This window comes from Isoalcanivorax indicus, assembly GCF_003259185.1.
Lineage (GTDB): Bacteria > Pseudomonadota > Gammaproteobacteria > Pseudomonadales > Alcanivoracaceae > Isoalcanivorax > Isoalcanivorax indicus.
In genome coordinates, this window is sequence record NZ_QGMP01000001.1 from 1,129,370 (window position 1) to 1,141,956 (window position 12,587).

At 53.6% G+C, this 12,587-nt stretch carries 15 protein-coding genes; 13 read left to right on the forward strand and 2 right to left on the reverse strand.

From position 1 onward, the window contains the following. Positions 1–10 precede the first annotated feature (10 nt). The 13 genes from DKW65_RS15840 (at position 11) to DKW65_RS05320 (ending at position 10,486) form a co-directional block, all read left to right on the forward strand. Complete coding sequence (locus DKW65_RS15840) at positions 11–1,156, forward strand: hypothetical protein (RefSeq protein WP_162925721.1); 1,146 nt, start codon at positions 11–13, stop codon at positions 1,154–1,156. A 603-nt stretch (positions 1,157–1,759) separates the two neighbouring features. After that, positions 1,760–1,948 carry a transposase gene (locus DKW65_RS16040; RefSeq protein ID WP_111656273.1) on the forward strand — a complete coding sequence of 63 codons (189 nt, stop codon included), beginning with the start codon at positions 1,760–1,762 and terminating at the stop codon, positions 1,946–1,948. After that, the gene (locus tag DKW65_RS16045; RefSeq protein WP_111656274.1) at positions 1,945–2,127 is read left to right on the forward strand and encodes a hypothetical protein; all 183 of its coding nucleotides are present in this window, start codon (positions 1,945–1,947) and stop codon (positions 2,125–2,127) included. Before DKW65_RS16040 ends, DKW65_RS16045 begins: the two co-directional genes overlap by 4 nt. Positions 2,128–2,138: 11 nt before the next feature. Then, positions 2,139–2,981, forward strand: coding sequence for an IS3 family transposase (locus DKW65_RS05285; protein WP_245932491.1), 843 nt, complete (start codon positions 2,139–2,141; stop codon positions 2,979–2,981). Positions 2,982–3,040: 59 nt separating this feature from the next. Next, positions 3,041–4,030 carry an MlaD/PqiB family protein gene (locus DKW65_RS15845; protein WP_162925722.1) on the forward strand — a complete coding sequence of 330 codons (990 nt, stop codon included), beginning with the start codon at positions 3,041–3,043 and terminating at the stop codon, positions 4,028–4,030. Positions 4,031–4,098: 68 nt separating this feature from the next. Next, entirely contained in the window at positions 4,099–4,860 is a 762-nt protein-coding gene (locus DKW65_RS05290; RefSeq protein WP_111656276.1) for a glutathione S-transferase family protein, read from the forward strand. 211 nt (positions 4,861–5,071) lie between these two features. Continuing rightward, positions 5,072–5,443, forward strand: a complete 372-nt coding sequence (locus tag DKW65_RS05295) for a hypothetical protein (protein WP_111656277.1) — start codon at positions 5,072–5,074, stop codon at positions 5,441–5,443. A gap of 139 nt (positions 5,444–5,582) precedes the next feature. After that, complete coding sequence (locus DKW65_RS05300) at positions 5,583–6,422, forward strand: CvfB family protein (protein WP_111656278.1); 840 nt, start codon at positions 5,583–5,585, stop codon at positions 6,420–6,422. Positions 6,423–6,488: 66 nt separating this feature from the next. Then, positions 6,489–6,731, forward strand: coding sequence for a hypothetical protein (locus DKW65_RS05305; RefSeq protein ID WP_111656279.1), 243 nt, complete (start codon positions 6,489–6,491; stop codon positions 6,729–6,731). Positions 6,732–6,805: 74 nt separating this feature from the next. After that, complete coding sequence (locus tag DKW65_RS05310; RefSeq protein ID WP_111656280.1) at positions 6,806–7,723, forward strand: type II toxin-antitoxin system HipA family toxin; 918 nt, start codon at positions 6,806–6,808, stop codon at positions 7,721–7,723. Positions 7,724–7,866: 143 nt separating this feature from the next. Next, on the forward strand, positions 7,867–8,877 hold the full coding sequence (locus tag DKW65_RS05315) for a hypothetical protein (protein ID WP_111656281.1): 1,011 nt from the start codon (positions 7,867–7,869) through the stop codon (positions 8,875–8,877). Between the two features lie 257 nt (positions 8,878–9,134). Further along, on the forward strand, positions 9,135–9,596 hold the full coding sequence (locus DKW65_RS15850; protein WP_162925723.1) for a hypothetical protein: 462 nt from the start codon (positions 9,135–9,137) through the stop codon (positions 9,594–9,596). Between the two features lie 113 nt (positions 9,597–9,709). Beyond that, entirely contained in the window at positions 9,710–10,486 is a 777-nt protein-coding gene (locus DKW65_RS05320; protein WP_111656282.1) for a hypothetical protein, read from the forward strand. A 137-nt stretch (positions 10,487–10,623) separates the two neighbouring features. Here the strand turns inward: DKW65_RS05320 and DKW65_RS05325 are convergent, their stop codons facing one another. Together DKW65_RS05325 and DKW65_RS05330 are read right to left on the reverse strand one after the other, a co-directional pair. Beyond that, entirely contained in the window at positions 10,624–11,472 is an 849-nt protein-coding gene (locus DKW65_RS05325) for a hypothetical protein (protein WP_162925724.1), read from the reverse strand. A gap of 35 nt (positions 11,473–11,507) precedes the next feature. After that, positions 11,508–12,413, reverse strand: coding sequence for a hypothetical protein (locus tag DKW65_RS05330; protein ID WP_111656284.1), 906 nt, complete (start codon positions 12,411–12,413; stop codon positions 11,508–11,510). Positions 12,414–12,587: the final 174 nt, after the last annotated feature.

Below are 12,587 nucleotides of genomic sequence, written 5' to 3' on the forward strand. Positions count from 1 at the left end.
GAGAGTGAGAATGGAAAGTGAATCGCTAACTGACGCACTGGAAAAAATTGACCATATTGCAAAGCAAGCTGATAAATACGTAAGTGATCTGAAAGAGTCTCTTAAAGGAAAAAGGGTCACTGCTAAAGTTCAAGACCACATAAATACATTTGATGCTCGATATAATGATTATATAAAGGCGTTGGAGTCTGGGTCTGACTACGATCGAGTTACGAAGTCAGCTTCTCAGCTGGCCACGTATTTAACTGCAATAAGTAATGGCTTAAAGAATGGCTCATCTACGGATGAAAATCTAAAAAATCTTATAGGCAGTCTATCTAGCCTATCTAAATCACTAAAGGAGTGCATTGAGGATCGGGAAGTAATATTTGCAGAGTCTGACCGTAAAGAGAGTGAGATAACGTCGAAGCGCAGCCCCGCAGATACTCAGGCCTTACGCAAAAATATAGAAATTCTGCAGGGTCAACTCCAAGATTCTGAAGATCGCCACGAGAAAAGACAATTAACTATATCTAAAAGGTTGGGTGACATTGAATCTTCACTGGACACGATTGAAGAAAATATTCAGTCTCGACTAGAGGCTGTAGATTCACTCTATTCTAGTGCTAAAGAAGAGTTAGAGAAGAAGCAAAAAGGGGTAGACGACCTACTGGGAACTATTTCGGCGAGCGTTATTGCTGGAGACTATGACACCAGTGCAACATCAGAAAAGAAAATGGCAGATTGGCTCCGGGCGGGTTCTCTAGGTTGTATGGTTGTTATTGCGGTAGTCGTTGGCTTTTCTTTATATGAAACAACAACTGAAGGATTTAAATGGGAGAATTCACTCTTCCGATTGATTTTTACAATTCTTCTATCTGTTCCGGCCGCTTATTTGGCGCGTGAATCTGCAAAGCATCGGCAGCAACAGTATGCGCACTTACAAACATCGCTAGACTTGAAGGCTATCACTCCCTACCTGGCCTCATTACCAATGGAGGAACAGCATAGACTTAAATCAGAAATCGCTAATAGATTGTTTGCTCCCAAAAGCTATTCATCAAACGCTAGTGATGCGTACCCAGTGAATACCCAAGAAATACTTATGAGGTTGCTAGATAAATTGGAATTCAAATCCAGTAATGAGAGAGAAGTAAATGCCAGAAAAGATGGCTAACAAGGCAATTAACTTCGCGCCTGTGGCGCCGGACGCTCGTACCTCGCGCCGGTTATTGCAGGCGTTAGGGTTCTGAATTGAGGAGATACCATGAGTGTTTACTGCGTTTCTTATGACTTGAATACCCCTGGCCAAAAATATAACGATCTACATGAGGAGCTTAAAAGCTCTCCAAGCTGGTGGCACTACTTGACGTCTACATGGCTCATATACACAAATGAGTCCTCTCAGCAGCTCTCTGACCGACTACGAGCTCATCTTGACGATAACGATAACTTGATGGTTATACGAGTCACAGCTGACTATGCTGGCTTGTTGCCTGAGGAAGCATGGAAATGGATGAGAGAGCATATTCGCTGACGATCAACCCTAACAATGCCATTAAATTCGCTCCCTGCGGTCGCCGGACGCTCGTTCCTCGCGCTGATCTGTAACCACTTTCTTGGACAAATATTTCTGTTCATGAGAGAGGTGCAGCATGGGACACACCCGGAAGAGAAATTACGATCGCTATACCCTGGCCTACAAACTCCAGGCCGTTAAGCTGGCTGATCTGTAACCACTTTCTTGGACAGATATTTCTGTTCATGAGAGAGGTGCAGAATGGGACATACCCGGAAGAGAAACTACGACCGCTATACCCTGGCCTACAAACTCCAGGCCGTTAAGCTGGCCAATCATCCTGACGTTAGATCGAAGGATGTGGCCGAGTCCCTTGGCATCCACCCGGTGATGCTATACCGGTGGCAGATGGAGTATCGTCGAGGGGAGCTGAAGGAGAACAAGCAATGAAGCCTGTTGCCCCGTCTCCCAAGCGGCGCCCTGATCGCGCAGATCCTGTGCGTGAGGCCGAGGACAAGCTCGCCGCTGCGGAGAAGAAGATCAAGAAGCTGGAACGAGAGCTGGCCAGCCGCAACGAGGAGATCGATTTGCTAAAAAAGGCCGAGCGGTTCTTCCAGCGAAAAAAGTAGCGCTCTACGAGCTGGTTGAGAAGAACCGCGAGCATCGAGATGTACGCAAGCTTTGTGAGTTGCTGGGTATATCACGCAGTGGCTTTTACGCCTGGCGCTCAAGGGTGGCCAGTGCCAGGCAGAAGCATGACGAGGTGCTGAAGCAGGCCATTCTCGAGATGCACCAGGGCTTCCGTCGCGCCTATGGGGCTCGCCGCGTTCATCAAGTGCTGCGCCAAAAGGGCTTGCCCTGCAGTGTCCGCCGGGTATCCAGGCTGATGAAAGAGGTCGGCATTTCAGCATCGACAAAGGGACTTTACGTCTGGAACCCTGGGCGGCATGAGTTCTACACGTCCGCAGGTAATATCCTGGCCCACGAGGAAGCGCCATCCAAAGAAGGCAGGCATTGGGCGGGCGACTTCACCTACATCAAGACCGGCACGGGGTGGCTGTACCACGCAGTGGTAGTCGACCTGTTCAGCCGCCGTGTGGTGGGCTGGTCGTTCAGCCGTAAGCGCAACAGCGAACTGACCAAGAGCGCCTTGCGCATGGCGCTGCTGCGCGAGAATCCACCACGGGGTTGTCTGTTCCATTCCGATCAGGGTATTGAGTATGCTGCACATGACTACAGGGATGTACTCAGCACGGTGGAAATGCGTCGTAGCATGAGCCGGAAGGGCAACCCACTGGATAATGCGATGGTGGAGTCCTTCTTCCACACGCTGAAAGCGGAACTTGTTCATCAGCAACATTTCGATAGTGACATCGAAGCCGTTGCAAGAATCGTGGAGTACATCGAGTTCTATAATCGCGATAGACTCCATTCAGGAATCGGGTATCAGAATCCGCATGAGCATGTGCTGGCCTGTGCCTGAAGTGTCCAATAAAGTGGTAGCAGTTCACGCCGTTTATGGCGGCGTTATAAGTAAAGATTATGGATTCGTATATTTATATTGATCAAAATACCTTAAGTGATTTAAGAGAGCGAAAGCTTAAGGAATCAGAGGATGGAGGCCTTAGAAAAATAAGAGAATTTTGCTGCAAAGATGGTATTCGCCTCGTTTACTCCGAAACCCATCTGCAAGAGATAGCTCAAATTCCTAAGGAGGAATATCGGCAGGAGCATATTGAGTTGCTGTCTGAGTTGAGGGGGGTATATATAACTCCAATCACGACAGAGTTAAACGGAAAAGATCCCAATCTAGTTTGGTTGGATTTTTTAAATAATGAGAATGAAAACGAAGCTAGTGGTATCAATAAGGTTGTTACGACATTCGATAGATTTAGCAGAAAGTTTTCTGGCCTTCCAATAGAAGAGAGTTTTGAAGAGCTAAACTCTCAACTCAAGGCGGCCCTTAAAGAAATGCTAGAGAATGCCGAGCGGGAGCTTAACAATTTAGATCCATCTGAACTCCTTGATGGTGGAGCTGAAGCAATAAAAGAAGCACAATCCCAGATAGCGGGTCAGTTAGAGGCTGTATCAAAAATTTCCGCTATTGATTTAGGGGGTGAGCAGGAGCTAGGCCCAAAGCCGCTAAGAGATCTTGAAAAGTTAAAAGCACTCCAGCTCGAGAGTCTCCCTGAGGGGCTAGTTATTAGTACAATTGACGAGTTATTTACCTCCGAAAATAGTGATTTTAATTGGTCAGACTATTTTGACGAAACTGTCCATAATCAAATTGCCAGGTGTTATTCGTTAATGAACTGGGCCGGTTATTATGCAGACGATTTTACAAGCACTAAAAAGAGAAAAGACAGATTTAGGGCATCGAACAACGATTTAATGCATGTAAGAAATGCAGCGGGAGCTGCTCTGCTGATATCGAAAGATATTGCATTCATCAAGAAGGCTAAAGCTTGCTATTCTCATTTAGGCGTAAACACAGTAGTGGTAAATGCTAATGAAGTGGCTAATTACTTATAACAAAGCGCTGCTGACGGACAATGCAGTTCTCCCGTTGTTGGCAGTGTTAGGCTTTTGAGAGCGAAGCTATGAGTTATCCAGAACTCTGGCAGATGCACTTTTCTCTGTACCCAGAGAAAGTGCGTTGGGCGTTGGACTACAAGCGAGTGCCGCACATCCGGCACTCGCTGCTTCCTGGTCCGCATGCTGTGCGATTGATCGCCCGCTTTGGCCAGAAAGCAATGCCGATATTGCGTCATGAGGGCAACGTACTGAAGACTTCGGCTGCCGTGCTCGACTATGTGGAGCAGACTTGGCCCGAGTTGCCACTGTACCCGAAAGATCCCGACTCGCGTGCACAAGCGTTGGCGCTGCAGAAATGGTTTGATGACAAGATCGGCCCTGCCGTACGACGGGCCGGGTTCTATGAAATGTTGCCGCATACCGAATATAGCGCGCGTCGTATCGCCACAGGCTTGCCTGAATGGCAGCAGAAACTGTATGTGTCTGCATTTCCGGCTATCCGAGCGATCATGATGCTTGATATGCAGATCAATGCGGCTGGCGCTGAAGCCGGCTGTACGTTGACCCAGGAAGCATTGGATTTTGTTGCGCGAAATTCTGAGCGGACGGGTTACCTGGTCGGTGATCGCTTCAGCGTTGCAGACCTCACCGCCGCCACCATTTTGTTCCCCACCTGCTTGCCGTCAGAGTACCCGGTTGATATTCCAAGGCCACTACCGTCCGGGTGGGAGCACTGGCTGGAACGTTGGCGGAATCACCCAGGCTGCGAATACGTAAGGCGCATCTACCGTGAGCATCGTGGAGTAAGCGCGGCGGTCGGCGGGTAAGTGTTGGACTTGCCTCATTGCAGTGGCCACTTCCAGGTCAGGGCATGGCTGAAGTATTCACGGAAGTGATAGCAGATAAAATAGTATATTCTCGGTGCTCGACTATCTGAGGCCGGTGGAATGCCAGAAAATGGCAGGGTGAAATGAAGCATGCTCATTTGATTTAGGCGAACCAGCGCTGGTCAGCCAGCGGGCGGAGAGGTAGTAAACTATGATGGCTCTATATATTGCTGCGGTGTTGATCTTCATGCTCGGTTTGGCGCATTCGGTGCTGGGCGAGCGCTTTATCCTTACTCGCTTGTTCCGCCGGGACGCGTTGCCCAAGCTCTTCGGTGGCACCGAGTTCACGGCTCGTACCCTTCGCTTTGCGTGGCACATTACCACCGTCGCCTGGTGGGGTATTGCGTTGCTGCTCTGGTTGGCGGCGTCCGGCGATCTGACGACGGAGTCAGTCCTGGTCGTCCTGGGTTACACGGTGGTTATTTCAGGAATCCTCCCGTTAGTGATTACCCGTGGCCGGCACCTGTCCTGGGTTGTCCTGTTTTTGGCGGGAGGTTTAGTGCTGTGGTACGCAGGCGCCTGACACATCACTCAGGTTCGCTCAGGCCTTTCCGCGCCGCCCCCTATGCGCCGCTGGCGCCCTCACGGGCGACCCAGTGCGTCAGTGCCTGGCAGCAATGCTAGAATGCCGCCCATCATCCACTGATCCACAGGCCCCCTCAATGGTACACATCGGTCAATTCAACCGGCTGCCGGTCCTGCGCCATTCCGATTTCGGTCTCTTTCTGGATGCCGGTGATGGCCAGAGCATTCTGTTGCCCCGGCGTGATATTCCGACGGATCAGCCCTGCGAGCCGGGTGACCGGCTGGAGGTCTTTGTCTATCACGACAGTGAAGACCGCCCGGTGGCGACCACGCGCATGCCGAAGGTGCAGGTGGGGGAGTTCGCCAGCCTGAAGGTCGTGGATATCAACCCCGTGGGCCTGTTTCTCGACTGGGGTTTGCCCAAGGATCTGTTGCTGCCGCATTCGGAAGAAAAGCGCCCGTTGCAGGTGGGCGATTATTGCGTGGTGTATGTGTTCCTTGATGATCGCTCCGGGCGCATTGCCGCGAGCGCCCGCCTGGATCGCTATCTGGACAAGACCCCGGCGCGCTACCAGGTGGGGGAGCAGGTGGATCTGTTACTGGCGTCATCCACCGAAATGGGCTTCAAGGCGATCATCAACCACCGCCATTGGGGCCTGCTGCACCGCAACGAACTGTTCCGCCATGTGCGCAATGGCATGCGCCTGAAGGGCTATATCAGCGAGCTGCGTACCGATGGCAAGATCAGCCTGAGCCTGCAACCCCCGGGGGACCAGGGGCGCGATGAACTCTCAGAACAGATTCTCGCCCGCCTGCGGCAGAACGGCGGCCAGTTGCCGCTGAGTGACAAAAGCGCGCCGTCGGCCATCACCGCAGCGTTTGGCGTCAGCAAGAACAATTTCAAGAAGGCCATTGGCGGCTTGTACAAGCAGGGGCTGATTGTGATCCATGCCGATCGTATTGAGCTTCTGGAGTAACTCGTCCCGGCGGCTGCCAAGCAGGGTATACAAAGCACGGTACATTATTCCGGTCATGAGGTGCTTATGACACAGCTTCCATCCCTTGGCCAACGCCTGCGCGCAGCCCGCAAGCGCCGCTTTCCCGGTGATGATCTGCACGCCTTCGCGGTGCGCGTCGGCGTCGCGCGCTCGACCCCGCAGAAGGTGGAGCAGGGCGATCTGAGCGTTGCCCTGGGCAAGCACCACGAGGCTGCCCGGATTCCGGGCCTTGAGGGAGGCTTCGAGCACCTGTTTGAGGTGGAGGAGAGTCTGTTTGACGACGCGTAAGCGCTACGACCTTCACATCAACACGGCTCATACCGGCAGGGTCTTGGCAGCTGAATGCCAACAGTGCTATCGACATGCTGGCCCTGGCGGGCCATAGCCGTATCGGCGCGCTTAGCATGGTGCCGGCGGGCGATGCGCCGGCCTGGGAGCCAGGTCTATCGCTGGATCTGCTCGACCGGATTGAGGGCGCCGCCCAGCATATCGACGATGCCGATCTCAGCGAGATGGACACCGAGGCGATCAGCCTGCTCTATCTGGCTGACGCCGGGGCCGGTGTTGGCGGCGCCCGGCCCAAAGCCCTGGTGCATGATGGCAGCCAAGCCTGGCTGGCCAAGTTCAACCGCCTCGGCGCAGACGCCTACAATAACGCCCGGGTAGAGCTGGCCTGCCTGAATATGGCGCGTGATGTCGGTATCCGCGTGGCGGAAGGGCATATCCGCAGCGGCATCAATGGCCGTGAAGTCCTGTTGCTGGAACGCTTTGATATGGCCCCCAATGACGCGCGCCATCACCTGATCAGCGTCAATGCCCTGGTGAAGTCCCAGAGCACCCAGGCCGATCAGGGTGGCGCCTTCAGCTATGACGACATTGCCGAGCTGCTGAGGCGCCATTCACCGGACATCATTGCTGATCTCGATCAACTGATCCGCCTGATGCTGTTCAACCGTGCGATCAACAACCTTGATGACCATGAGCGCAACTTCAGCCTAGTCTGGTCGGGCGAAGGTTATCGGTTTGCGCCCGCCTATGATCTGGTGCCAAGCCTGGTGCAGGGCGGGTATCCGGTGGCTGGTTTCGGATACTCACCGTTTCCGCCGCGTCCTTCTGAGTTGTTGGCGGGCAGGAAGACGCTGGGATTGTCGGCGCCAAAGGTGCGTGCGGCAGCGGAGGAGGTTATGGGTGTGGTGAACCGCTGGCCAGAATACGCGGCCGCAGCAGGCTTGGAGGAGCAGGAGGCGGAGATTGTCGCTGGCTTTTTTTGCGCGCTGTAGGAATTTTGGCTTATTGGGCGCTGGCTAACAACAGTACGATATAATTTCGATATCACCAAATTGGGGATTAGGCCCTAATTGTGCGAACTCTTGGGCCAGTTCGACTCTGCGTATAGGTTTTACACTTGTATTAAGGTTGTACGATGGAATGGGAGTCATCAGTTACCTGTGAGTTTTCGAGCACTGCCCATGCGAGGCATGCGAAGGAGACTCTGATCAGGGGGACGTCCGAGGACAGAGCGAGCGATTCTCGGAAAGACGTGGTCCTCAGCTCTGATTCATTCGAGATGCTCTTGCGATCAATGGATGGAATTTTGCTTAAGGTTTGTCTTAAGGGAAAGAGACTTATATTGACGCTGTCAAGCCCTGAGGAACCCGAGTGGTTTCATGAAAAGATATGTAGTTCATTGGGGCGCTTGGGCGCAGAACGGATTAAGGCAAATGTGAGCTGGGAAAGCGGCACTTCGGCGTATGTCTTCTCGGAAGGAAAGTTTTCCGTCGTTAACTTTCACGATTCCGAGGATTCGCCCCACTCTGTTATAGAGAATCAACTGAATCATAGTTATGGTGTTGGGGAGGAAGGCTGGAGTTTCGAGGTTGCCAGAGCATCGGACTTCCTCCGTTCGATAAAGCGTGATGCCGTTGGCGATATAAACCTTGATCAGGTTTATGCTGCTTTTGAGAAGATAGCCTTGAAAGGCGAGTACCTTTATCAAGGTGAAGACCCAGTGAGTAAGATCTGGACCTCTATATCGATAACTCGTGATACGCTGTTTGTTAATCGAGTTGTCGCCCTGAAAGCGCCGGGTTACCCCGCTAGGTCTGATGTGGGCGTTTTTGATATCACTTTGGATGATGTGACCTCATATATGGATCAGGCAGGCTTTCACGCGAGAAAGGAGCATCTGGAGAAGAGCCTCGATCCGGAGATATACAGATGGTGGTGGCGCTATAAAGAATTTGACTGTTGTGTTAGTTGGAGGCCGGGTGAGCTGGACCAGGAGTTCGGTTTGTCTCGGTTTCTCTCTTATGATGCCACGCTGACAGAAGGGAAAGCGGAAGATATCAGAACCAGAGAGGAGAAGGTGGCAGATATACTTCGGGAAATTAAAGAAGAGTCCGCCCGGCGAGCCCGGATTTCAGATGCCGATTAGCGGCAGATGGCCGTTAATTAATGGTCTGTCTGCCTCTTGGAAAAAGGAGGGCGGCTGTAGCTGACTTCTTTTTTCCTGCTGTGGGAGTTTTTGGTGGGGTTGGTTATTTCTAGGGCTATAAAGACATCTATAAGGAATGCTTTGCCCGGTTCAGCATGGTATCGCGTTAGCTGAGAATTTCGATATTACTAGTATCGATTGTTAGGTTATGATCCTGTTAGTTCCTGGAGATGATTTCGTTAATTAAATGATGGATCATGAGTAATATGGCTATTGGGCATGCTCCTTTCTGTCGTCAGACCCTCTCTTCTGAAGCGGGTTGCAATAGAAAGTTTGGTGCAGTAAATCGAGTGCTGGCTATTTTCGTATTGCCACTCCTGTTCTTTCCCTGCATATCGAGAGCTTCATGGATAGAGTTTTGTGATTTTGTTGGCGAAATTGCTCAAGTCGTGTCCTTGTCAGAGGCGGGACAATACACTTTGAATTTGATCATCGTTGAAGCTGCTCACAGTGCAGACCGAGGCGAAGGTGGCTATACGGATTGCGCTGCCTATGTCGGCGAGTCCATGCAGGTGGTTCTTAAAATTCCCGCCCCTGCTGGATTACCTGTTGCGGGTGATTATGTAGAGTTTTCTCGCTCCGCAGTGGAGTTTTTCGGCCCAGATGGCCCTGTGGATCTAGGTGTTGAGGTGCAGTTCATATTGCTGCGAGCAGGCTAGGAACGGCCTGCCGCGATCAGGTTATGCAAGACAACGGCATCGAAGTCCGGCAACAGCCGCGCGTCAGATGTTCAGGCTCCGTAACGGCAACGTTTTAGCAGGTGAACTGTTATATGGATACAGACATTCTCGTGGCTCTTATTGGCTTGATTGGCGTCGGCTTGGGGGCATTTCTGTCGGGGGTCGCTTACTTTCTTAAAGTTCGATCTGAAAGGATGAAAACAAAGAATAATATCGTCTATCATCTTCTCATGATACGGAAATTGCTTAGATTGCAGTACGTGGATCCGCGGGAGCTATCAAAGCAGTATTTTTCCTGTTGTGAAGTTTACTTTGAGAAGAAAGGAATAGATTTCAAGAGTGGATTTAGCCCTGAGCTGGAAAGAATTATTCTTGCGCACTTTAAGAGTCTTGTCGATGCCATCAGGCCTCCGCTGGCGGAGGGCTTTGTAAGCGCACTTAATAATGCGGTGTCTGCACTCGCCTCTGATGACCCGGTTCTTGCTTTTCAGCTAAGCGGTAGAGAGAGGGTGGGTAACTTGCTGGAGGCTCAAAGTGAGTATCTGAAAGCCCTAAATGCTTTTATGCTTTCAGATGAAGCCTTTCGTGAAACTAGAGACCCATTTTCACACCATGTGACGAGGCTTAACTTCGATGCTATATCAATTTTAATGGAAGACATAGATTCTGATATAATGCTCGTTTGTAGAAAAACAGGGTTGTTAAACTTATTTTCGATAAGAAAAATAATGAAGGATTCTGGAAGGATTGAAGTGAATATTGATCCAAAAGAAGTTTGCCGAGTAATGGATGGTGTTTTCGCTGCCATAAAGGATGGCACTAACGAATCAAGCGAGCCGAGCGCCTCGGAAGCGCAAACTTCTGTTTAACGCTGTAGGTCTACAAAGCTGCCTGCCTGTTACATTTGATTTTCATCGGTGATTTTCCTTTTAACACGGTGGCTAGAAGTACAATCATCCCCGACTGCCGACTTAAGCCATGGAGCGCATGTTAGTTCGTGGCCCCGTCACCGCAACGCCTGCAACGCCCACTCCCCCGCCATACACGCACTCTCCAACGCCTCCGCCGGATCCAGCTCCGGCGCGGCCACCGGGGAGCCCGCCGAGACCGCAGACCAGCGCGGTGTTAACTCTCGCATCACACTCTGCGCCGCTGCATCGTCCTGTTGCGCACAAATCAGCACACCAAGAAGCGCCAGGCGCCCTGTGTCGGCCACGTCGTCCAGTTCGGCGCTGCGCTGGCCGCGATAGCGGTCGCCGGCCTCGTGCAGGCGTTGGCGGTCGATGTCATACAGGTTGCGTTCGTGGTTCAGGGCATCCAGGCCGTCGTCCAGGCCGCTGGCCAGGGCCAGTTGCCAGGTGTTCCAGGGCTGGGAAGGGGAGCGGCTGACCACGTCCGGCAGGGTGCCCAGGGCCTGGTGCAGCGCGGCGGTGTGCTGGGCATACAGCTGGTCGATGGGGTCCTGGGTGGCGTCACGGTTCAGGGTGATCACCAGGGCGGTGGCGGCCACGGCGCCCACCAGCACGGCCGGGCGCCAGCCGGTCAGGCGTTGCCACCAGGTCAGGGTGTCCAGGTCGGTCGTTTCGTCGCCGGTCGCTACGGGTGCGGGGGCGGGGGCGGGCAGCAGGTCGGCGTGTTCGCTGAGCAGCAGCCACTCTTCATAAAGATCATCGTCTACCAGCAAATAACTGATGACTTGCGCACGGCGGGTCGCGTCCAGGCTGCCGTCCAGCAGGGCAGCCAGATCCTCACTGTCTGGCGCTGGGCCAGCAGGGTCCCGTTCTGGCAGCACCAGGTCCAGCCCAAGCAGGGCGCGGAGCTGATCCAGGCGTTGCTGCATGTCGTGTTCAGTCATGTTGGTATCCACGCCATGTTGGAGGGACAGCCGGTTCATATTGCATCGTCGCTCTCCCCGTCGTGTGCGCCGGGCAGCAGGCTGCCCAGGTCGATGCCCGCTGAGCGCAGCGCTTCGCCGATGTCGCGGCAGGCACGCTGGGCGATGCGCGCGGGCTGATGGCCGGGCAGGTTCAGGGTGCGGGCAATCTGTTGCCAGGTCTGGCCGTCGACAAAATGCAGCCGCAGCACCAGCAGGGCGTCGTCGCCCAGGTCCAGTTGCTGGCGGGCCTGCTCCATGGCGTCGGCGTCCAGGGCGGCGAGGGTGGTGTCGCCGCGTCCGGTGCCGCCCAGCCATTGGTCCAGCCACAGCAGCAACTCTTCATAGCCGCGGCTGCGCCAGTCGTCTTCGTGGTCGTCGGCCAGTTGTTCCAGTGACAGCTCGCTCGCTTCGCTGGCGCCGGCATACAGCAACTGTACCCGTTCGGTGGAGCTGACTTCACGGCCCCGGCGGCGCAGGCTGTTCTGGTACTGGCGCTGCTGGATCACGCGAATGACTTCGCGCACTTCGGCTTCGCTGTGGGCGTCGCCGGTGGTCAGTTCGTGGATGATTTCCACCGGGCGCTGGCGTGCCACATTGAGCAGGCGCCAGACGCGCTCCCAGATGGGCGCGCTCTGCTGCTGAACCCACACCGGCGGTCGCTTCTTGCCGCTGATATGCTTCTGCTTGTATTCGCGGATGATGTTGACGGTGAGGGAATAAAGCCAGGTTTCCGGGCGTGACTTGCCCTGGAATTTGCGGCACTTCTCCCAATCGTTGTGGGCCAGCGCCTCGATCACATAAAGAATCGCCCCTTCGATTTCGTCGGAGTCAGCGCCCAGCATGCGTTCGCACAGGGTGCGAACACGGGACTGGTGCAATTCCCCCAGCGCCAGCGGCGCCCAGTCGATCTCACTGGACATGAACGGGGCTTCCATCAACAAGGGTGGGCGTGGTCTATTATTGACGCTAACGGTAAGGGGTTTTGGCGTCTGCTGCAATTGTATGGGCCGTTTGCCCGTGCACTGCTGTCCCTCTCAAGGCAGACAGGCGGGGCAGGTTGCCCGCGACCGGCATGGATCGTAACGGACGGGGCA